The organism is Oceanobacter antarcticus (assembly GCF_044962685.1).
GTDB lineage: Bacteria > Pseudomonadota > Gammaproteobacteria > Pseudomonadales > Oceanobacteraceae > Oceanobacter > Oceanobacter antarcticus.
Window position 1 is genome coordinate 160,050 of sequence record NZ_JBBKTX010000004.1, and the last position, 20,393, is coordinate 180,442.

At 54.5% G+C, this 20,393-nt stretch carries 18 protein-coding genes and 1 CRISPR repeat array; of the genes, 9 read left to right on the forward strand and 9 right to left on the reverse strand.

The features are described 5' to 3' along the window. The first annotated feature begins 99 nt into the window (after positions 1-99). From WG929_RS04720 to ggt, 7 genes are all read left to right on the forward strand, one after another. Positions 100-297 carry a YnbE family lipoprotein gene (locus WG929_RS04720; protein ID WP_416205099.1) on the forward strand — a complete coding sequence of 66 codons (198 nt, stop codon included), beginning with the start codon at positions 100-102 and terminating at the stop codon, positions 295-297. A 15-nt stretch (positions 298-312) separates the two neighbouring features. After that, positions 313-636 (forward strand): YdbL family probable chaperone protein, encoded by a 324-nt coding sequence (locus WG929_RS04725; RefSeq protein WP_416205100.1) that lies wholly within the window; start codon positions 313-315, stop codon positions 634-636. A 61-nt stretch (positions 637-697) separates the two neighbouring features. Continuing rightward, positions 698-1,294 carry a LemA family protein gene (locus tag WG929_RS04730; RefSeq protein ID WP_369856511.1) on the forward strand — a complete coding sequence of 199 codons (597 nt, stop codon included), beginning with the start codon at positions 698-700 and terminating at the stop codon, positions 1,292-1,294. A gap of 113 nt (positions 1,295-1,407) precedes the next feature. Continuing rightward, positions 1,408-3,411: a M48 family metallopeptidase gene (locus tag WG929_RS04735; protein WP_416205101.1), complete on the forward strand. Its 2,004-nt coding sequence runs from the start codon at positions 1,408-1,410 to the stop codon at positions 3,409-3,411. Positions 3,412-3,620: 209 nt separating this feature from the next. After that, positions 3,621-4,115: a pantetheine-phosphate adenylyltransferase gene (gene coaD / locus WG929_RS04740; protein WP_416205102.1), complete on the forward strand. Its 495-nt coding sequence runs from the start codon at positions 3,621-3,623 to the stop codon at positions 4,113-4,115. 12 nt (positions 4,116-4,127) lie between these two features. Further along, on the forward strand, positions 4,128-4,385 hold the full coding sequence (locus WG929_RS04745) for a YfhL family 4Fe-4S dicluster ferredoxin (protein WP_369856508.1): 258 nt from the start codon (positions 4,128-4,130) through the stop codon (positions 4,383-4,385). A gap of 164 nt (positions 4,386-4,549) precedes the next feature. Further along, the gene (gene ggt, locus WG929_RS04750; RefSeq protein WP_416205103.1) at positions 4,550-6,367 is read left to right on the forward strand and encodes a gamma-glutamyltransferase; all 1,818 of its coding nucleotides are present in this window, start codon (positions 4,550-4,552) and stop codon (positions 6,365-6,367) included. Between the two features lie 47 nt (positions 6,368-6,414). Here the strand turns inward: ggt and WG929_RS04755 are convergent, their stop codons facing one another. The 6 genes from WG929_RS04755 to WG929_RS04780 all read right to left on the reverse strand — a co-directional run bounded on the left by WG929_RS04755 (position 6,415) and on the right by WG929_RS04780 (position 16,173). Beyond that, complete coding sequence (locus tag WG929_RS04755) at positions 6,415-6,612, reverse strand: oxidoreductase-like domain-containing protein (protein WP_369856506.1); 198 nt, start codon at positions 6,610-6,612, stop codon at positions 6,415-6,417. Between the two features lie 65 nt (positions 6,613-6,677). Continuing rightward, complete coding sequence (locus tag WG929_RS04760) at positions 6,678-7,085, reverse strand: DUF2750 domain-containing protein (protein ID WP_416205104.1); 408 nt, start codon at positions 7,083-7,085, stop codon at positions 6,678-6,680. A gap of 215 nt (positions 7,086-7,300) precedes the next feature. Then, a CRISPR array of direct repeats spans positions 7,301-9,502; the repeat unit is 37 nt; unit sequence GTTTCAGAGGCTGGTTTGTTGCATCAGTCTGTGAAGG. Positions 9,503-9,602: 100 nt separating this feature from the next. Continuing rightward, positions 9,603-10,193 carry a CRISPR-associated protein Cas4 gene (gene cas4 / locus WG929_RS04765; protein ID WP_416205105.1) on the reverse strand — a complete coding sequence of 197 codons (591 nt, stop codon included), beginning with the start codon at positions 10,191-10,193 and terminating at the stop codon, positions 9,603-9,605. After that, positions 10,174-10,467, reverse strand: coding sequence for a CRISPR-associated endonuclease Cas2 (gene cas2 / locus WG929_RS04770; protein ID WP_369856504.1), 294 nt, complete (start codon positions 10,465-10,467; stop codon positions 10,174-10,176). Before cas2 ends, cas4 begins: the two co-directional genes overlap by 20 nt. 4 nt (positions 10,468-10,471) lie before the next feature. Beyond that, positions 10,472-11,452: a CRISPR-associated endonuclease Cas1 gene (gene cas1 / locus WG929_RS04775; RefSeq protein ID WP_369856503.1), complete on the reverse strand. Its 981-nt coding sequence runs from the start codon at positions 11,450-11,452 to the stop codon at positions 10,472-10,474. A gap of 290 nt (positions 11,453-11,742) precedes the next feature. Further along, positions 11,743-16,173, reverse strand: coding sequence for a hypothetical protein (locus WG929_RS04780; protein ID WP_416205106.1), 4,431 nt, complete (start codon positions 16,171-16,173; stop codon positions 11,743-11,745). A gap of 443 nt (positions 16,174-16,616) precedes the next feature. Between WG929_RS04780 and WG929_RS04785 the strand changes: the two genes are divergently transcribed. Continuing rightward, positions 16,617-16,844: a solute carrier family 23 protein gene (locus WG929_RS04785; RefSeq protein WP_416205153.1), complete on the forward strand. Its 228-nt coding sequence runs from the start codon at positions 16,617-16,619 to the stop codon at positions 16,842-16,844. A gap of 63 nt (positions 16,845-16,907) precedes the next feature. Beyond that, positions 16,908-17,402: a TetR family transcriptional regulator C-terminal domain-containing protein gene (locus tag WG929_RS04790; RefSeq protein ID WP_416205107.1), complete on the forward strand. Its 495-nt coding sequence runs from the start codon at positions 16,908-16,910 to the stop codon at positions 17,400-17,402. A gap of 110 nt (positions 17,403-17,512) precedes the next feature. Here WG929_RS04790 and WG929_RS04795 read toward each other — a convergent pair whose 3' ends face one another. Genes WG929_RS04795 through uraH form a run of 3 tightly spaced genes read right to left on the reverse strand, consistent with a single transcriptional unit; the run spans position 17,513 to position 20,392 of the window. Beyond that, positions 17,513-18,697 carry a urate hydroxylase PuuD gene (locus WG929_RS04795; RefSeq protein WP_416205108.1) on the reverse strand — a complete coding sequence of 395 codons (1,185 nt, stop codon included), beginning with the start codon at positions 18,695-18,697 and terminating at the stop codon, positions 17,513-17,515. A gap of 1 nt (position 18,698) precedes the next feature. After that, positions 18,699-20,039: a guanine deaminase gene (gene guaD / locus WG929_RS04800; protein WP_416205109.1), complete on the reverse strand. Its 1,341-nt coding sequence runs from the start codon at positions 20,037-20,039 to the stop codon at positions 18,699-18,701. A 2-nt stretch (positions 20,040-20,041) separates the two neighbouring features. Further along, on the reverse strand, positions 20,042-20,392 hold the full coding sequence (uraH, locus tag WG929_RS04805) for a hydroxyisourate hydrolase (protein ID WP_416205110.1): 351 nt from the start codon (positions 20,390-20,392) through the stop codon (positions 20,042-20,044). Between the last annotated feature and the right edge of the window lies 1 nt (position 20,393).

Here is a 20,393-nt window from a genome sequence, read left to right on the forward strand (position 1 = left end):
GGCAACCTGGCACTCTTCCAATCCTGTCCTGATCAGACAGCGGTTGCATTGCCACAATCCAGCGTTACAGTAGAGGCCGAATTGCCCAGGAGGCTTGTTATGCCATATCACCCCCGCATTGCCTTTAGCCTGTTTGCGATTGCCCTGGCCACGGCAGTGGCCGGTTGCACGGTCAAGCTGGCGGCACCGGAAAAACCCATCACGATCAACCTCAACGTCAAAATCGAACATGAAGTCCGGGTCAAGGTAGAAAAAGATCTGGAAAACCTGTTTGAAGAAAAAGACGCCCTGTTCTGAGTTATGGAGATATTCATGAAACACCTACTGCTGACACTGGTCACCTTGGTGCTGTCTTTCTCTGTCATGGCACTCGACCTCGACACCGCCCGCGAATCCGGTCTGGTGGGTGAACAACGAGATGGTTATGTCGGATTGGTCAATACCAGCCGCCACGATGTTGCCGCACTGGTGGTTGAAATCAACACCAAGCGCAAGATTCACTATCAGGAAATTGCCAACAAGCAGCAAGCGCCGCTGGCCAGTATTGAAAAAATTGCCGGAGAAAAACTCACCGACAAGGCGAACAAACAGGGACAATACTATCAGTCAGCCAATGGCGACTGGGTACGCAACTAACGCTCATTTACAACGACTGCCCGGCAGCCTCGGGCAAACCTGACCCGACAAAGGAACCGTTATGGATATGTCCACCATCATCACACTGGTTGTCATTGCCTTGTTGCTGGTTTATCTGGTGTCGATTTACAACACCCTGGTGAGCTATCGCAATCGTTATGAAAACAGCTTTGCCCAGATCGAAGTTCAACTGAAGCGACGCTACGACCTGATTCCCAACCTGGTTGAAACCGCCAAGGCTTATATGAGCCATGAACGTGAAACTCTGGAAGCGGTCATCGCCGCTCGTAATCAGGCGGCTGCCGGACTGAAAGCCGCCGCCAGCCACCCTGGCGCGGCCGACGCCATGCAACAGTTGATGTCAGGTGAAGGTGCCCTGACCGGTGCCCTGGGTCGATTAAACGTTGTAATGGAAGCTTACCCCGACCTCAAGGCGAATCAGAACATGATGCAGGTATCAGAAGAGTTGACCAGCACCGAGAACCGCGTCTCTTTCGCCCGTCAGGCCTTTAATGACGCCGTCACCACCTATAACAGCTATCGCCAGTCATTTCCTCCCGTGGTGTTTGCCAGCCTGTTTGGCCACAGCGAAGATGCCCGTCTGCTCGAATTTGCCGACAGCGCCGCGATCCAGTCTGCTCCGAAGGTGTCTTTTTAAGAAGGCGTTTTTCTAAGAAGATGTCTTGCTGAGCAGGTGTTTTTGGAGAAGGCAACTTTCTGATTCAAACGCGGTGAGATCACCCGGACAGACGATGCAGAGTATGAATCGATATGGATTTTTTTAACCATCAGGATCGGGCGCGCAAGCAAACCAGCCGCCTGATCATGTTATTTGTACTGGCCGTTGTGGCGCTGGTCTGCGCCATCAATCTGCTGGTTGCCCTGATCGTCTGGTATGGCCAGGGCCAGGCCATCAACAGTGTTGAACTGGCTGCCCGTGCCGGGCAACCGGCCATGTCCTTTCTCGATTCGTTATCAACCGAACGCATCCTGACCATATCGGCAGCAGTGGTGCTAGTGATCAGCCTTGCCAGCCTGTACCGTTGGCTCAACCTGCGTGGTGGTGGCCATGTAGTGGCAGAGTCCCTCGGCGGTCGCCGTCTGCCCCCCAACAGCAGCGATTTTTACGAGCGTCGCCTGCTCAACGTGGTGGAAGAAATGGCCATTGCCGCTGGCATGCCCGTTCCACCGGTGTACGTCCTGAACGATGACAGCATCAATGCCTTTGCTGCCGGTTACCAAGCCTCTGACGCCGTGGTGGGCGTGACCCGAGGCTGCATGACCAAACTCAGTCGCGATCAGCTGCAAGGGGTGATTGCCCACGAATTCAGCCACATCGCCAATGGTGATATGCGGCTGAATATTCGTCTGATGGCATTACTGTTCGGCATCCTGTTTATTGCACTGATTGGACGCTTTGTACTCGAAGCCACTGTTCACCGTCATGCCATGCGCTCGAACGACAAGCGCAACAGTCTGCCGCTTTGGGCCATCGGTCTGGCCTTACTGGTGCTGGGCTATGTCGGAGTGTTTTTTGGTAACCTGATCAAGGCGGCGGTCTCACGGCAGCGCGAATTCCTCGCCGACGCCTCCGCAGTGCAATACACCCGCAATCCGGCCAGTATCGGTGGCGCACTCAAGGTCATCGGACACGGCAGTGGCAGCGACATCAGCAGCCCGGAACGCGAAGAGACCGCGCATCTGTTTTTTGGCAGCGCCATGCACTTCCGGCTGCCGATGTTCGCAACCCATCCACCGCTGGAACAACGCATCCGGCGTATCGAGCCGACCTGGGATGGTCGTTATCTGGCACCGCAAGCGCGAGCCGAGGCCGAACGGGATAATCCCGAGTTCGTTGATACGTTGGTTAAACAAGGATCGGCCGCAGCCCATATCGACACCGGAACATCCACTAAGGCAGTCGCTTTGGGAATAGCGGCAGCGGCGGCTGGAGCTGCTACCGCAACAACAACCCGTCCAGCCACCAGTATGCCAACCAGCAGCACTGCCAGTAGCAACGCCAGCGCCACAGACGCCGCCTTGCACGACAAGGCCCGTGACCCGCATCAGGCCCGCTCACTGATCTACACCCTGTTACTGGCTCCGCCCAGCCGCTTTGTCCACGACCAGCAGCTGGATATGATTTTGCAACAAGCAGGCAGCGAGCAATACCAGCACGTCCTGCGCCTGATACCCGCTATCAAGGCACTGGCACCCGAACAACGCTTACCCTTGGTCGAGCTGGCAATTCCGGCGCTCAAACAACTATCTGAAAACCAGTATCGTGCCTTTCATGCCTTGTTGGTTGGCTTGATGAAAGCCGACGGCCAAATCGATCTGTTTGAATGGTGCCTGTTCCGCTTGCTGAGCCAGTATCTGTCCGGGCAATTCGACAAGGTCTCCCCGGTCAAAGCGCGCTACAGCAAGCCCGATCCGGTCGCCGATGACATTGCCGTGCTGCTGTCTTACCTGGCCGACAAGGGCCACGACCATCCGGACGAAGCTGCCAACGCCTTCCAGATGAGTCTGGCTGACGGTGCCTTCGGCTCACTCGGCATTCAATTCCAGCCGCCGACCAACAGCCTGAAACCCCTGAATCAGTCACTCACCCGGCTGACCGAACTCTACCCTCATATCAAGGGCCGCCTGATCAAATCCATGGTTGCTTGTGGCCGCTCTGACGGAGTACTACGCCCTGCCGAGCGCGATCTGATCCACACCATCGCCGCGATCCTGGAAACTCCTGTCCCGGCCGGAGTGCTGACACAAGGCTGAATCAGCAGCCGACCAGCAGGCGCTCGCGGGTCATATTATCCGTACAATGGCCGTCAGGAGCGCATTAACACCCGTAATACCGCTGGATCTCCAGCGTCTGATGGATGTCATATTCAGCGTTCAGCAGGACTCCCTTTGAATTACCTTTATTGTGGCTTGGGTGGCTTTTGTTTACTATGCGCCCGACCTGAACCTCAGAGGCTACAGCCATGAATACTGTCGTCTACCCCGGTACGTTCGACCCCATTACCAATGGTCATACGGATCTGGTTGAGCGCGCAGCGCGGATGTTTGATCACATCATCGTTGCGGTTGCAGACAATCAGAAAAAACGGCCTATGCTGGAACTGGACGAACGCGTGGATCTGGCCCGTGAAGTGCTGGGACATCTGCCGAATGTTGAAGTCGTTGGCTTCAGCAACTTGCTGGCCACTTTTGTACAAGAACGCAGTGCCAATATCATTCTGCGAGGCTTGCGGGCCGTATCGGATTTTGAATACGAATTCCAGCTCGCCAATATGAACCGCGTGCTGGCACCACGCGTCGAGAGCATGTTCCTGACACCGGCGGAGAAATATTCGTTTATTTCATCCACCCTGGTGCGCGAAATTGCATCACTGCAGGGCAACGTCAGCAACTTCGTACACCCGGCAGTCGCTGCCGCCCTGGTCAAACATGTTAATGAGTCACGGCCACATGCCTGACGGAGGAAAGAAATGTCGTTAATTATTACTGATGAATGCATCAACTGTGACGTATGTGAGCCAGAGTGCCCCAACGAAGCCATTTCTGCCGGTGAAGAAATCTACGAAATCGACCCTGGCAAGTGCACCGAATGCGTTGGTCACTACGATGAGCCACAATGCCAGCTGGTGTGCCCGGTCGATTGTATTCCACTGGATGAAAACCGTACCGAAACCCAGGAAGAGCTGGAAGCCAAGTACGAACGCCTGACCGGCAAAAAAGCCTCCTGAATTGGACTGGCAGGGTTGATCTTCCAGGGTTGGACTTGCAGGCTTGAACGCCTGAGTTAAACACCCTGTTCCACCGCCGATAGCGTGTTTGCCTTGCAGCACGCTGTCGCGTTGCCCACACTGGCAGCTCATGTACGGCCCTCCACCGCCATTCAGGATGACCGATGATTGCTACGCCCCGCACGCTGTTTTCACGTTTTCACCACCTGGCCCGTCTTGTTGGTGCCGTGCTGATCGCACTGACCAGTCTTTGCGCCTGCGCCCTGAGCGACAACACCAGCAACACCGATAGCAGCCAGACCGCCACAATCCCCCCCACAGCGACTCCCGGTTTTAACGCCATTGCCAGCGCACACCCATTGGCGACCCAGGCCGGTATGGACATTCTGAATGCCGGTGGTAATGCCTTTGATGCCGCCGTCGCCGTCGCTGCCAGTCTCGGCGTGGTCGAGCCCTACAGCGCCGGGATCGGTGGTGGTGGCTTTTGGCTGCTGTATCTTGCCGACCGCCATGAATACCGCTTTATTGATGCCCGCGAAAAAGCCCCGCTGGCGGCCCACCGCGATTATTACCTTGATGACCAGGGCGATGTGATCCGCGACAAGGCCATCAATGGCCCGACCGCCGCCGCGATTCCAGGGCAAGCGGCTGCCTTTCACTGGCTGGCGCAACACTATGGCACATTGCCACTTGCCATCACCCTGCAACCGGCCATAGAACAGGCTCGCAACGGCTTTCCGGTATACCAGCAATACCGCCTGCTGCTGAATTACCGCCTGAAGGCACTCCAGCGTTATCCCGACAGTGCCCGCCTGTTTCTCAGCAACGGCGCCCTGCCCGACCTCGGCCATATCATTCAACAGCCGGAGCTGGCCATCACACTGGAACGACTGGCGACCCAAGGCAGAGACGGTTTTTACCAAGGCAAAACCGCCGAGGCGCTGGTGAACGGCGTCCGGACAGCGGGCGGAAACTGGACCTTGCAGGATCTGGAAAATTATCAGGTGGTTGAACGTCCACCGGTGATCTCAACATTGGGGGAATACACCCTGATCAGCGCCCCACCACCCTCTTCTGGTGGTATCGCCCTGACCCAGATGCTCACCATGCTGGATCAATTTCCCTGGCGCGACATGAACCAGGTGCAGCAAACCCACCTGTTGGCGGAAGTGATGCGGCGCGCCTATCACGACCGCGCCAAATACCTGGGCGACCCCGACTTTGTCGATGTTCCGGCGCAACAACTGATATCGGCAAGCCATAATCAACAATGGGCCAGCAGCATTCGCCTCGATCAGGCAACCCCATCCATATCACTGCATGGCCCAAAAAATCTCGAAGAAGGTTTTCACACCACCCACCTGTCGGTGCTGGATGCCCGGGGCAATATGGTCTCGGCCACGCTCAGCATCAATTTACCCTTTGGCTCTGCTTTTACCGTGCCCGGCACCGGCGTCGTACTGAACGACGAAATGGATGATTTCTCCGCCAAACCCGGCGCTGCCAACGCCTACGGACTGGTCGGTGCCGAAGCCAATGCCATAGCCCCCGGCAAGCGCCCCTTGTCGAGCATGAGCCCAAGCCTGCTGGTATCTGCCGATCAGACCGCCATTATCGGCACACCCGGCGGCAGCCGGATCATCACCATGGTATTGCTCGGCCTGCTGCAAGCCATGCAGGACAAACCAGTCACAGACTGGGTCGCTCAACCCCGAATACACCATCAATACCTGCCCGATGTGATCCAATATGAACCCGGCAGCCTGACACCAGATCAGCGGCAGCAATTACAGGCCATGGGACATCAACTCAAGGACGCTGGTCGCCAGTACGGCAATATGCAGGCAATCCGATGGGATCATCGATCTGGAGAAGTCACCGCCGCAACCGACCCGAGGGGAGAAGGGTCGGCAGTTGTGCAGGCCGTCAACAGCACAACCCATGTTACGGTCACGGGGACCGTTACTGCGGACGGCGATTAAAAACGAAGCTGACGGCGTGGCAGTTCATACCGGCAAGCGGTCTGCCGCTACGAACGACCCGTCTGACTGGCGGCGGTGAGATCACTTCCAGCAGCGGCTGCCTTTTCCTTGTCGGCCTTCTGCGCTGCTTCCCATTCAGCCACGTCTTCACGATAAATATCCCACACACAACGATCACAACCGCTTTCACAGCATTCGTAATCACCCGGTGGTAACGGCTTGTCGTCTGGAATCTGCTCTGCCATCACGGCCTCCGGCACAAATAACGCCAGTATACCAGCCCGGATGTTTGACGGCAGTACCCGCCCAATCAACCTTCCAGCCGATACTCACCGGCATCCAGCATGCCTTCAAAAATACTCATCAACCGATGAGGCGTAATCAAGCACCCAGCCTCCGCGCCGCGTGGCATGATATCCAGCATCACATCATTGGCAGCCAGCTCAGGCAAAATGGTATCCAGCAAATACTCCAGTGCGACTGAATCGGGACGACAATCCTCCCAGACATCCAGTGCAGACTCCCTGGCATAGCGCCGATAAGGCCACAACGGCTGTACCCGCTGACCATTCAGCTCATGCACAAACCAGGCTTTTCCTGCCCTCAGGCTCCAGCTCTCCTCTGTTTCAAACGCACGCAGCAGATAATAATCCAGCCGCTCGCCATCAGTCAGGGTAGGAACGGCAGCGTATTCAGTATCGTAAGGTTCGTAGCGCATGAGGCAATCCTGCAACAGTCACGGAGTTAGCCGATGTGTTGCAAACAACCCGCCAGTCGGCGAGAAAAGATTATTTAATAAAATCAAAAGGTTAAAAACACACTCGGCGGCGTAAAAAACACCGGGTGATCAGCGGGCAAGACATTGTCGGAAATATAACAATTGATCGGTATCTGAATCTGGCAAATACAGCATGGATTCTATCCCAGAACCTTGTTTCAGAGGCTGGTTTGTTGCATCAGTCTGTGAAGGGTCTGAATAACCCTCCTCCATCACAATCCCAACCAGTTTCAGAGGCTGGTTTGTTGCATCAGTCTGTGAAGGAGCGCACAAGGAAAAGCACGAGGGCCGAATGCTGTGTTTCAGAGGCTGGTTTGTTGCATCAGTCTGTGAAGGTCAGGAGTTTGCTCGTACTGCGCCGCAGCAACTGGGTTTCAGAGGCTGGTTTGTTGCATCAGTCTGTGAAGGCCACACCGGAACACTTCACCCCACCGAATGGCACGTTTCAGAGGCTGGTTTGTTGCATCAGTCTGTGAAGGATCCGACCACATCCACACATCCACACATCCACGAGGTTGTTGTTTCAGAGGCTGGTTTGTTGCATCAGTCTGTGAAGGGCACGCTGTTCGTAGCGGAATCGCTCCAGGGTTTCGGTTTCAGAGGCTGGTTTGTTGCATCAGTCTGTGAAGGATCACCTGGGCGGCTCGGGGTACTGGTGGTTGTTCCAGTTTCAGAGGCTGGTTTGTTGCATCAGTCTGTGAAGGTCGGAAAAACAAAAGTTTCTCGAATTCTGTATGTCGTTTCAGAGGCTGGTTTGTTGCATCAGTCTGTGAAGGCTGTTTACCGGCTATTGGTGTTGGTGCAGCAGTTGAGTTTCAGAGGCTGGTTTGTTGCATCAGTCTGTGAAGGTAGTAACATAGCGCGGCAGGCATCGACGTCTTCCAGTTTCAGAGGCTGGTTTGTTGCATCAGTCTGTGAAGGGGCAATCAATGCCTACCTCGATTCCTATGAGCGCGTTTCAGAGGCTGGTTTGTTGCATCAGTCTGTGAAGGGAACCGAAAAAAAACAAAGTATCACCGGACGAATGTTTCAGAGGCTGGTTTGTTGCATCAGTCTGTGAAGGGGCAGCGGCCTGAGTGGTCATACCCTGCTTGCTCTGTTTCAGAGGCTGGTTTGTTGCATCAGTCTGTGAAGGACTCTATGCCGAGTTTCTGCAGGTTATCCAGCAGGTTTCAGAGGCTGGTTTGTTGCATCAGTCTGTGAAGGTGGCCATCATTGATCAGGTGCCGGGTATTGCTACTCGTTTCAGAGGCTGGTTTGTTGCATCAGTCTGTGAAGGACCATCAGACTGTAAATCTGAAGCCTCTGGCTGTGTGTTTCAGAGGCTGGTTTGTTGCATCAGTCTGTGAAGGAGCGCATCTCGTAGCGCCTGACAGAGATTGGCGTGGTTTCAGAGGCTGGTTTGTTGCATCAGTCTGTGAAGGGGAGTCAGAGTTTATCCGCGCGTGTGGTCTCAACTGTTTCAGAGGCTGGTTTGTTGCATCAGTCTGTGAAGGTAATGACGTGCTGGCGGGTATCAACGGATGGCTAGAGTTTCAGAGGCTGGTTTGTTGCATCAGTCTGTGAAGGAGAAATAAACCAGTAGAGATTGAGGCGATACAGTGTTTCAGAGGCTGGTTTGTTGCATCAGTCTGTGAAGGCTATTAATTCTCACGGAGGACGGTTGTTGATTGTGTTTCAGAGGCTGGTTTGTTGCATCAGTCTGTGAAGGGAAGAAACATGGGTTGATTACCTATACTGAATTTTGTTTCAGAGGCTGGTTTGTTGCATCAGTCTGTGAAGGCGTCATACGAGTGCCATGGATTCACTTGATACGCGTTTCAGAGGCTGGTTTGTTGCATCAGTCTGTGAAGGTTTGTCACCACACTGTATTCCGTCCGTAACGAGCTGTTTCAGAGGCTGGTTTGTTGCATCAGTCTGTGAAGGGGCGGGCCACAATGCACGCTGTATAGCGAGGCACTGTTTCAGAGGCTGGTTTGTTGCATCAGTCTGTGAAGGGATTTTGGATGAGGTGCTGGCGTTGGTTGACAACGTGTTTCAGAGGCTGGTTTGTTGCATCAGTCTGTGAAGGGGAGCTGCCGATTCCCGAATCCGACACGCAGCCTGTTTCAGAGGCTGGTTTGTTGCATCAGTCTGTGAAGGCAGAGCGTAACCGGAGGAATGCAGCCAGTGCGCTGGTTTCAGAGGCTGGTTTGTTGCATCAGTCTGTGAAGGCGGGCGCTAACTCGACTGGTTGCGCTCAGCCGTGTTTCAGAGGCTGGTTTGTTGCATCAGTCTGTGAAGGGTTTCCCCTCTCCCTCGCATATCGACAGCTTTTCATGTTTCAGAGGCTGGTTTGTTGCATCAGTCTGTGAAGGCCTGTCAATTTCCCGAGTAAAATCAGGGAATTGCCTGGCCTTCACAGGCTTCTTTTTTCGCAAACGACTTGTCCGTCAGAAATCCGGCCAATTTTGCGAACTAGCGGTCATTGCAGTACCTCAGGTATTCACATTGGTCACACTGGGCCGTCTGGGCACTGGATTCCGGCAGTAAATGACTCTGGCTGTTAGCGCGAATCGCCTGTACAACCTGTTTTATCCGCTCAATATCGTCAGGCCGGATTTCCACCCGGTACTGCTTTTTGCCGCCCCCCTTGTACAAAATGCCCCAGATCTCATGCTGCGGATATTGCTCTCGAAGGCACAATAAATACGCAATCAGCTGCAGTTTTTGCGCCGTTGATGGCGGTCGTTTGTCGTGCTTGTATTCCACAGCAACCGCCTGTCGGCTGTTATGAAGCACTTCATCGGCATAGCCATAGAGGCCATATTGGCGACTTTCGACCCAGGCATCGGGCTGATGCTGATATGGCGTCTGTAAACCCTGTATCTGGCGTTTTTTCTGCAGTTCGGGCTGTTTCTGGTGCCAGCGTTTCCCCTGTTCAACCCAGGAGGGCATAGGTGGCTCGAACGCTTCGACCATCTTGAACCAGGGTACTCGCGGGCAAAACAGGTATTGCCGCACATAACTGACCGGCACAGCTTCCGGCTCAGAAAATACTGTCGTCATCGTATTCCTCCATTTCCGGTACATAACCATAAAAGCTGGCCTTGTCCTTGATCTGGCCTTTGGTGATCAGGGCACGGTCGGTGCCACTGTCGAGTTCTTCTGCAAACAGACGTTTGACCAGGCTGATTTCGGCAGGCAGCAAACGCCCCCACATAACGGATTTCTGGATAGAGATCAGACCCAGATCCCGCAGCTGGTTATGCAACCGTGTGCGTGCGCGGTTATTTTCGACGTCATAGGCCACCAGTACTTCCTGTAAACGATTCGGGTTCATGGCATCACCACTTGAACAGTAGAGGGCGGTATTTGTACTGGTCGGCAAACATACCGCACAGCCGGTAGCACTGGCGTTGCAGTGCGCTTTCAAGGCGCAGGCGCTTGCCGTGGTAAGGAATGGGGCTTTCGAATGTCGCCAGTACCGACTGGCTGAGTTTCTGGCGGGTTTTGGGTTTCAGCAGACCGTCCGACAGCTCTCCGCGCAGTTTGATGACGTTACGATCAACCACCCATGGCCGATATTCTTCCATCATGTCGAGCACCAGCGAGGGTTTGCCGGGCCTGGGGGTGTGCAGGGCTCCGAGGTAGGGTTCGAGACCAGCATTGATCAGCGCATTCCAGACCACACTCGTCAAAATGCCGTAACCGTAGTTGAGCGCCTGATTGGCGGCGTCCGTCGCCCCGCGACCGACCCGGCCGTGAAACGCATCACCCAGCCATTGTCCTTTGGCGAGTGCCTGCCAATAGGTATGGGCAGCCTGTCCTTCCAGCCCCAGCAGTGTGCTGTGCCAGCGTTCGTTATAACCGAGGTTGCGGATTTGCTCGGATAACTGTCCCAACGCTTCTGCAGCTTGCTGGCTGATGTGCTTGATTGCATCGCTGCAGCGCTGTTTCTGGAAATACAGCAGGGTGGCGCGCTGGTTACGGACCTTGCCGTACACAAAGGCTCGCGCTATCCGATATTTTTGCTGGTCATTAGCGAGAAAGGTGAATTGATGAATACGGTTCTGAACCACGGCATGTTGGGCTACGCCATGCAGGCTGCACATTTCTTCTGCTCGATGGCCGATAAACACCTTGATGCCGTGACGTGCGCAGGCCGTCAGCAGGTTACTGGACAGGCTGATGCCGGGTTTCTGGATGGTGATGGTCGAAATCCGCCGTAGCGGAATTTCTTTTTCCTGCTCGTTGTCGCGAATGACCAGCCGCTCGGAGGTGAGACCCAGCATGCGGCCGTAGTCCTGAATAATCACGTGTTTCATAAAAGTCCCTTTCTGTGATGGCCGCCCAGGTGGATTGGCGACCCGGTTTACTGGCGACCCGGTTTACTGGCGACCCTTGCTGATGGCAGCGCTGCCTTTTCAGGCCGATCAGCAATGGTTTTATTCTGTATTTTGCTTGTGTAATCGGGATTACTGGGTTAGTTTTGCCCTTGCAACAAACCAGCCTGTTCAAGCTGAAATCACTTGAAAGGTAATTATGAAGCGGGCTCTGTATTGCACACCCCGGAATCAAAAAAAGCGCCGACGGGCGCTTTTTTTGTGTCTGCGATTCAGGCGCTGCTGCTGTCGTCCAGGACAAAGCGGTCGAGCCGGTTTTTGTACTCCAGCGTCAGGCTGACATATTCGCCTTCAAGCCCGATCGCAATAGTTTTGTCTGATCGCGGTGCCATGGCCAGCAAGCGCTTCAGGGCATTTTGATTGATGCCATCACGTTCCGGATCCTTGTGGCTGTAATCCAGGCTTTTACGCTTTTTCCAGTCCGTCCCCTCATGCTCTCGCCGCTCCAGCATATGGTTCTCGAACCATTGCACAGGAAGCCCCTGTAAAGTGAGTTTTACCGGCGTACGTGCAATCGCGATCAACGACAGACAATTCAGACCCATTGCCTCTGCAATGCCTACATTCAGTAATTTGGCGATGTCCAGCCTTTGGCCACTGATATCCACCAGCTCCTCAATATCCGTGTTGTAGCCCTTGCTCAGAATATCCTTGTCGAGCAAGACCATGTTGGGTGATTTCATCGCCAGAGCCGGGACGTGCGGTTTTGGCACATTGTTGTTATTCATCGGCATGAGCTGATAAATCATTTGGCCGCTGGAGGCTTTACGCGACACCAGTGTGACGGAGCCATTCAGGGTCTGGAGCACTTCCAGCTGCATGTTTTTGTTTTTTGCATGTGACTTGTTCAATGTGCTGCGTTTCAGAAAGCGATTGCACCAGTCTTGCCAGATTGGCTGGGTCGATGGCGTGATAACCAATTCTCCCTTTTCGATAGAATCCGGCACGAGCGCCAGCCAGCCGTCGAGAAAGGCTTGCCACTGTCGTTTTTGCGGAGAGTCCGCCATTTTCTCGATCACCACAGGTGCCGTTGTCAGGCTCTTGCGGCTGGTGCAGTAAAACAGGCCGGACAGTATGAACGTCGCGAGCATCTGATCCGGATGATCCTTGATACTGCCCTTCTTGCGCTCGCCCAGAATCTGGAACAGTGTCGCCGTTATCTGGCTGCTGTTGGCCCGCCAGAAGGACACGCCCATGCGATGGACTGGCCGGTAATAGCCTTGCTCTACCAGTGCCTCAAGTATCGAGGTATCTTTCGACACGGCTGTCCGGGTGAACGCTATAAATTCTCCGGCTTGCCCGCTTTCGTCATACCAGCCTTTAAGCAGTTTTCCGTTCACTAACGACAGGTCGTAGTAGCGCAGGCCGTAAGCGTTTTCAGTATGAATATTCCGGCTCAACACCTGCCCCGGTGCTTCACCCTCTGTCATTCGTTTGGCTTTCTGGTATTGGCTTTGCGGTTTTACCTGTACTGCCGGGCTGACCTGGCTTTCCGGAACCTGTAACAAACCATACAGACCCGGTGTTACCTCGCCCGTCTGCTGATTAACACCCCAGGGCGTACAGTGACGTGGCAGCTCAAGGCGTAATGCGCCTTCGCCCTGATGGGCATCAACAGCCAGAGTCATGGCGCACATGGCGTCGATCACATGGGAATATTCTTTCTGGGAGATGCCTGCCTTCTTCTTGTAGGGACGCAAGTCAACGCCGCTGGCAGGATCAACGCATTCCAGTATGCGACGCAGGGCAACGGTGGAGTTTTCATCCGCAGGGTTGCTGCTGATTTCGAAGTAATCGAACTCCAGCTGTTTATCTGCCCCGATCTTGCGGGCTTTTTGCCAGACAATATCCGCCAGCAGCTGCGCCATGTAACGCTGGGTGCCGTTAACCCGAGCTTTTTGCCGGTGCTGGATGGCATCGATGACCTGCTGTCGCAGCGAATGTTCAGCAGGCAGGAACAGGGCATGGCGGAACGCGGTTTGCTGTTCGGCAGTCAGTGCCAGAAACTGGCGGTACTGGCCAAACACAAATTGCTCGCTGCCGCTTTTCCACAGGCAGGACTCAATGCTCTGAGTAATCGCATGCATATCGGCAGTGCCGAATTGCGCTTTCAGGTAGGCCGGATTCAGATCGGCCAGGGTGAGCATGCGATTGCCTTTGTTGCGGTTGCCGTTACGAGAGGCGCAGATCAGGTTGGCTTCGTCGTTCAGAACGCCCCAGGGGCCGGTGCGCGGAATAATATGGTCGATTTCGTGCACTTCAAGACTGGTGCTGTTACCTCCCGGATACGGGCAAATGCCCTTGCTCTGATTGACGATGCGCTCCTGTTTGGCTTCATAGACATCCGGCATGGCTTTGCCTTCTTTCTTTTTTACCCCTTTGAGGTCTGCCAGGTTTTCCGTGAAGTCGAAGCGGTTTTGTTCCAGAACCAGAGGAACCGATACCCTGTTGCCATTGGACAGCAAGGGTTCGATGACCGGCCAGAGACGGTTGGTAATGTGGTGGGCCTGATGGGTCAGCAAGCGTTTCAGGCCACCGTCGATCAGACGCATGGACAAGGTGTTCAGACGGCTGGCGCGGCTGCTGGTGTTGCCTTCTTGCGCTTGCATGCGCTGGGCATTATCAACGCTGCACAACGGGCAGGTTTTGCCAAAACCGCTGCGGTCTTCCCATACCAGTGCGTAGAGTTGGGCAAACTGGTAAAGCGAGCTGTTGCGTTCAACAAATTGCTGTTGCTGTGTTTCGCTGTTAAACAGGCGGCTGGCCAGCCGCTTGCTGTCTTCGCGCAGCTTCACCCGCAGATCAATCAGCTTTTTGTCGGTTTGCAGCATGGCCCCCAGATACGGGCCGTGTTGCTTCTGCAGAGTCAGTGCCTCCTTGCAGCGGGTTTTCAAGCCTTTGATAGCAAACAGAAACTCATCCAGGGTCTCAATATTCCATTCCCCCGGCAGCAGCGCAGCACGCAGCTGTGCTTCAGCCATTCCCCACAGTGCCAGAATATCCTGCAGCGCCTGATGTTTAAGCTGCCGTGGCCGATGGCTGCACATCACCATCAGATTGCCTTCACGCTGCCAGCGATTTTGCAAAGAGCTGACGCTGTTGTCGTAATGCAGAAAGTAACGGCCATCACGGCTGCGACGACGGGTCTGGTAGTAGCGATTGAGCAGATGCCAGAAGCCTCCCAGAGCCTGATCGCCACCCACCGTCAGCGACGATTTCAGGTTTTCGGGCAACGCCGACTCCTGTACCAAGGCTGACAGTTCGGCTTGCTGGCGTTCGATACTGTTGCCATGGCGCTGGTTTTCATGAGCCTTTTTGAGAAGACTCCAGATACTGTTGAGTTTGAGCGGATCATGACTCTGGCTGGCATCCAGAAACACTTGCAGCGTGCGGGCGTCCAGCTCGTCTGCGCTTGCCAATGGGTTGTCATTTTTGCTGAGAGCCGAGTGAAGGGCTTGTTGGTAATTCTGCACCCCGGCGACATCGGTGCTCTGTAATTGTTGGAGCCAGTTGCGCCATTGCGGGTACGCCTGATCGAGAAAACCGGGATTCAGAATCAGGGTCTGGCAGGATGGCGGACGACGGTTGGTGTGATTCTGGTAGGGTGGGATTGTTTGTTCCGGGTCGATCTTGAGCCAGAACTCAAACAGTTTACCGGGTGACGCTTCAGTAAAGGCTTTCCAGATTTCGCGCAGCTGTTTGATCTCGACGATACGTTCCGGCTTGTTTTTGCTGCTGGTTTGCCATTGTTTCAGAATCCAGCGTCCAAAGATTTCAGCCCAGTGTTTTTCCAGCTCTTCAGCAGACCCGGATTCGATACCGGCGGGTAACATGGCATTAAGGGTTTTCAGCTCCAGGTTACTGACATGGCAAAGTAACCGGTGAAAAACCTGCATAAAACGAACGTTAGTCTGATTGGCAGACTTATGCTGATGCAGTTCATGGCCCAGCCTGCGCACGGTTTTACTCGGATGCTCGGTATAGTGCTTCAGGTCTTCGGCTATATCGGAAAAAAACTGACGACGGTGTTTGGCCCCTTTGGTCTGGTCTTTGGCAAAATCGAGCAGACCTTTGGCGAACTGTCTTTCAGGCGACTTTCCCTTGCCCTTGTGCCAATCATGGGCATTGATCAACTCTTCAAGCTCAAAAATGACGGCTGGTTCATCTTCGAACAGGGCGTCAATGCTTTGATTCAGGTTCTGTGTATCGAGATCCTGCAGGGCCTCCAGTACATTTTCTGATTCAATCAGGGGCAACCACGCAGAGAAATCCAGACTCTCCGGGGCACCAAAATCCACTTCAGCTTTTTCGACGTAGCTGTAACCCCTTCTGTTCATCAGTTCAGCGATGGCTTCCTGATATTCAGCCGCTGCAAAGCCGTAAATCCGCTCCAGTATCAGCGCAAAAAGCCGCTTGGCCTGACGATCGCGGGTCTGGCAGCGACGGATATGGCGTTTCTGCGTGCGTCCGGTTTGCAGCAGGCTGTAGCCACCAGCCTTGATGGTTGGCACCCTGGCGGTAAATGTCAGCCGGGTTATGGCTCCGGATTCAATCTGTGTTCCTGCGGGGTATAACAGCGCAAACACACCGGTATTGGCAGCGCCAAGGTCAAAGGCAACCGGGAAAATCATGGATTCAGACATACTCATCCCTGAAAAGTGACTGTTGTAAAACGGTTATGATGCAGCTTATGCCAGCCAGTGGTCGATTAAAAAGGACATTACCAGAAAATCAGGCCGGACCGCGATCTCAGCCACCCTCGGCCGTAGTACCCCGGTATTCCCGAATATCGCCAGCTCCCCGGATTATCATCCGGGCTACGGTTAGCTTTATCGGGAGCGTCTCCGCCCGGCTCCCGGACAAACATATTCCCTGTATTACAACCATGGTCCGTTTCTGTGCGCTTTTTATCCTTGTGTCTTGTGACAGGGCACTCATTGCTGGCGTGATACTTCCCGTTTGATCGCTGGTGGCACCAATCACCACGTAACCAGCTGTTTTTCTTCGAATAAAGCTTTTCTTTATGGCTTCCTGACCAGCCTGTCAACTTTTTGCTTTTCTCCAGCGGCCTGACCGAACGGTCATCATCACGCCAACGCTGATTGTTGGTGGCGTGCTGGGTCTGGGTGAGCACATCCCTTACCTGATCAGCATGTCGTTGATGGTGTCGGGTGTTGACACCTTTATTCAGGCACGTCGTCCGTTTGGTATTGGTATTGGTCTGATCTGTGTACAGGGCACCAGCTTTGCGTTTCTCAGCTCGGTGCTGGCAGCGGGGTTTGTAGCCAAGGGCAAGGATTCTGGCTGCTACTGAACAGGAGTTCGCCGTGTTCGGGTTCAAGGGTGCCAGCATGCGCGAAATTGCCCGCCGTGCGGATTGCCCAAAGCCAACATTCATTATTACTTCAAGAACAAGCCGGGCCTGTACCTGGCCGTCGTGAGTGACATCATTGATCTCTGGGATGGCACCTTCAGCCAAATAACCTCCGACGACGATCCGGCTGAATCGCTGCGACACTATATCCGCAAGAAAATTGAATTCTCCCGTCAGCATCCACAAGCCTCGCGTATATTTGCCACCGAAATCATCAGCGGCGGCCCCAATCTGGACGGGTATTTCAGTGAAGGTTACGTGCAGTGGTTCGAGTCACGGGTAGACGTGTTCCGAGAATGGCAACGACGCGGCAAGATGGACTCCAGCATAGAACCGGCTCATCTGATATTCCTGTTATGGTCGAGCACCCAACACTACGCCGATTTCAATTTCCAGATTGCCTCGGCGCTGAACAAGCCGGAGTTACAACCGGCAGATTTTGATACTGCAGCCACAACCCTGACGCATATTATTCTGAAAGGATGCGGGGTGGTGTGAACAAATAGCGGACGTTACCACGCGAGCGCGGGAACCAGGCAGCGCGGATGCGAGTGTGTGCGGGCCGGGCGCCCGCACTCCCGCAAGACGGTGCGTTATAAGGATTATGCTTACTGGTTCAGCCATCGCTCCAGTGTTTGCCGTTCTGCGGCGGTCATGCCGGTTTTGTTCATAAACGGCATGTCATGGGTATGGACAGCGCGGGCGAGGATGCGCTCTTTCATGGCTTTTATCTGGTCAAGGTTGTCGAACATCACACCACCGGGTGCGGCTTTGAAGATGTCGTCGCTGGGTGTCGCGCTATGGCAGGCGCTGCAGTGTTTGCCTACGATGCCTAACGCTTGTATATCGGTGACGGGGGAGCCTGCAGCGGCGGCCATGGCTGTCTGGTCGGCTGGCTTGGTAACCCAGGCGACCAGGGCAAAGGCAGCCAGGGCCGAGACCAGGATCATGGGTTTGACGATGCCCTGGTGGCGTAGATTGAAGAAGTGACGAGCCCAGGCACCAATGAACGCCAGCACTCCCAGTATCAGCCAGCCGTATTCGTGGCCGTAGGTCATGGGAAAGTGGTTGCTGAGCATAATAAACAGCACCGGAATGGTGGCGTAGTTGTTGTGGGTCGAGCGTAATTTGGCCTTGTAGCCATAGATGGGGTCTGGTGATTCGCCTTTGGCAGCGGCGGCAACCATGGCCCGCTGGGCAGGCATAATGGTGGTGAACACATTGGCGGCCATACAGGTGCCAATTAATGCACCCACATGGATATAGGCGGCGCGGTCACCCAGTACCTGGCTCAGTGCCCAGGCCATGGCAGTGAGTAATACCAGCATCACCAGACCAAACAACAGGCCTTTTTCCACCAATGGGGTGCGGCAAGCACCTTCGTAAATAGCAAAGCCCGCCAGTAACGAGCCAACTCCGATGCCAATGGCTTGCCAGCTGCTGAGGTCGGCTTTGTTGGTGTCAATCAGGTAACTCTGGGCACCAACATAAAACACCACAACCAGCAGCAGCATGCCGGTGATCCAGGTGGAATAGGCTTCCCATTTAAACCAGTGCAGGGTTGTCGGCAGCGCTGCCGGAGCGTTTTTGTATTTGGCGATCTCGTAAAAGCCGCCACCGTGGACGGCCCAGAGGTCTCCTTTGATGCCCTGATCGGTTTTCCATTGCGGCGGGGTTTCCAGCGAGTTGTCGAGCCAGACAAAATAGAAGGATGCGCCAATCCAGGCGATGGCGGTTAAGACGTGCAAAAACCGCACAAGCAGGTGTAACCAGTCAATGATGTAGGCGTCCATATCAGTTTTCCCCCTGAGGCACGTGGTGCGAATCTCGCTGATGGGCCAGTTGGCCAAGAATATAGGTGGCGGCAATTACGCGGTCGTCGCCGAGGGTGTTGAGGACAAACAGGGTTTCTTTAAGGTTGTGACAATGCGCCGTACGGAAGGCCAGAAAATCCGTCGCTTGTGGGTCCATCACAATAAAGTCGGCTTCCATACCGGGCTGGAAGCTGCCGATTTTGTTATCCAGCGACAGCGCTTTGGCACCGCCCAGTGTGGCCAGATAAAGCGCCCGGAACGGGTCAAGATTGTGGTGTTGCAGCTGCTGGATCTTGTAGGCATCGGCCAGTGAATCAAACGCCGAAAAACTGCTGCCACCACCCACGTCAGAACCAATGCCGACACGAATGCCGTAGTCGTCCATTTTTTTCAGGTTGAACAGGCCCGAGCCCAGAAACAGGTTGGATGACGGGCAATGTGCCAGCACCGAGTCACTGCTGGCCAGACGCTGGCATTCGTCGTCACACAGATGAATGCCATGGGCAAAAATGCTGCGGCTTCCCAGCAAACCGGCCTGATCGTAAACGTCCAGATAATGCTCTGAGTCTGGAAACAGGCTTTGTACCCAGGCCAGTTCATCGACGTTTTCAGACAAATGGGTATGCAGATACACATCGGGAAATTCTGCTAACAGGCGTCCGGCCATATGCAATTGTGCAGGTGTGCTGGTGGGGGCAAAACGCGGGGTAACGGCATAGCTGAGACGGTCAACACCGTGCCATTTTTCGATCAGGGCTTTTGATTCGTGGTAGCTGGTTTCAGCCGTATCGAGTACGGATTCAGGCGCATGGCGGTCCATCATGACCTTACCGGCAATCATGCGCAGCCGGTGCTGTTGCGCCACGCTGAAAAACGCCTCCACCGACTGCGGGTGTACGGTGCCAAACACCAGTGCGGTGGTGGTGCCATTACGCAGCAGTTCCGTAACAAAACGTTCAGCAATACTGACGCCATAATCGTAATCACTGAAGCGGCTTTCCACCGGGAAGGTGTGGGTTTGCAGCCAGTCGAGCAGCTGGGTGCCGTAGGCGGCAATCATTTCGGTTTGTGGATAATGGATATGGCAGTCAACAAACCCCGGCAGCAGAATTTTGCCTCTGTAGTCCAGCAGCTGGATCTGTTGTTCTGTCTGTTGTTCGATCAGGAGCCCGGCCAATTGCTCATACGCACCAACACGCTCGATCAGGCCACTCTCGCCAACCCACAACAAGCCGTCTTCAATCCACTGATACGCTGCATCACCGTCTTGCAGCGGGTCACTGGTGAAAAACAGCAACGAGCCTCGAAATACCTGGATCATGCTTATGAACCTCGGTAAGTCGAGTAGCTGAACGGGCTTAACAACAGCGGAATATGAAAGTGCTGCGCCGGGTTTTCCACCCGGAAGACAATTTCAGCAAAGGGGTAAAAAGCGCTTTGCCCAAGCTTGCTGAAATAGTCGTCCAGTTCAAAACGAATGCGGTAAATACCGGGCAACAGCGCCGGTTTGTCATCCAGCCAGCCGGGGATACGGCCGTCGTGGTTGGTGATTCCCTTGCTAACGCTTGTCCAGCCGAGCTGATCCTGACTGCTCTCGTGCTGACGACAGAGGCTCACCTCAATACCGCTGCCGGGTTGGCCCAGTGCGGTGTCCAGTACGTGGGTGGTGATCATG

What these genes read in the sequence shown, in the direction of transcription:
- coaD (WP_416205102.1), top strand. Translation starts at nt 3,621, where the DNA reads ATGAATACTGTCGTCTACCCCGGTACGTTCGACCCCATTACCAATGGT.
- cas2 (WP_369856504.1), bottom strand. Translation starts at nt 10,467, where the DNA reads ATGAACCCGAATCGTTTACAGGAAGTACTGGTGGCCTATGACGTCGAA.
- ggt (WP_416205103.1), top strand. Translation starts at nt 4,550, where the DNA reads ATGATTGCTACGCCCCGCACGCTGTTTTCACGTTTTCACCACCTGGCC.
- WG929_RS04760 (WP_416205104.1), bottom strand. Translation starts at nt 7,085, where the DNA reads ATGCGCTACGAACCTTACGATACTGAATACGCTGCCGTTCCTACCCTG.
- uraH (WP_416205110.1), bottom strand. Translation starts at nt 20,392, where the DNA reads ATGATCACCACCCACGTACTGGACACCGCACTGGGCCAACCCGGCAGC.
- WG929_RS04725 (WP_416205100.1), top strand. Translation starts at nt 313, where the DNA reads ATGAAACACCTACTGCTGACACTGGTCACCTTGGTGCTGTCTTTCTCT.
- WG929_RS04720 (WP_416205099.1), top strand. Translation starts at nt 100, where the DNA reads ATGCCATATCACCCCCGCATTGCCTTTAGCCTGTTTGCGATTGCCCTG.
- WG929_RS04795 (WP_416205108.1), bottom strand. Translation starts at nt 18,697, where the DNA reads ATGGACGCCTACATCATTGACTGGTTACACCTGCTTGTGCGGTTTTTG.
- WG929_RS04730 (WP_369856511.1), top strand. Translation starts at nt 698, where the DNA reads ATGGATATGTCCACCATCATCACACTGGTTGTCATTGCCTTGTTGCTG.
- WG929_RS04745 (WP_369856508.1), top strand. Translation starts at nt 4,128, where the DNA reads ATGTCGTTAATTATTACTGATGAATGCATCAACTGTGACGTATGTGAG.
- guaD (WP_416205109.1), bottom strand. Translation starts at nt 20,039, where the DNA reads ATGATCCAGGTATTTCGAGGCTCGTTGCTGTTTTTCACCAGTGACCCG.
- WG929_RS04735 (WP_416205101.1), top strand. Translation starts at nt 1,408, where the DNA reads ATGGATTTTTTTAACCATCAGGATCGGGCGCGCAAGCAAACCAGCCGC.
- cas4 (WP_416205105.1), bottom strand. Translation starts at nt 10,193, where the DNA reads ATGACGACAGTATTTTCTGAGCCGGAAGCTGTGCCGGTCAGTTATGTG.
- cas1 (WP_369856503.1), bottom strand. Translation starts at nt 11,452, where the DNA reads ATGAAACACGTGATTATTCAGGACTACGGCCGCATGCTGGGTCTCACC.
- WG929_RS04755 (WP_369856506.1), bottom strand. Translation starts at nt 6,612, where the DNA reads ATGGCAGAGCAGATTCCAGACGACAAGCCGTTACCACCGGGTGATTAC.
- WG929_RS04780 (WP_416205106.1), bottom strand. Translation starts at nt 16,173, where the DNA reads ATGTCTGAATCCATGATTTTCCCGGTTGCCTTTGACCTTGGCGCTGCC.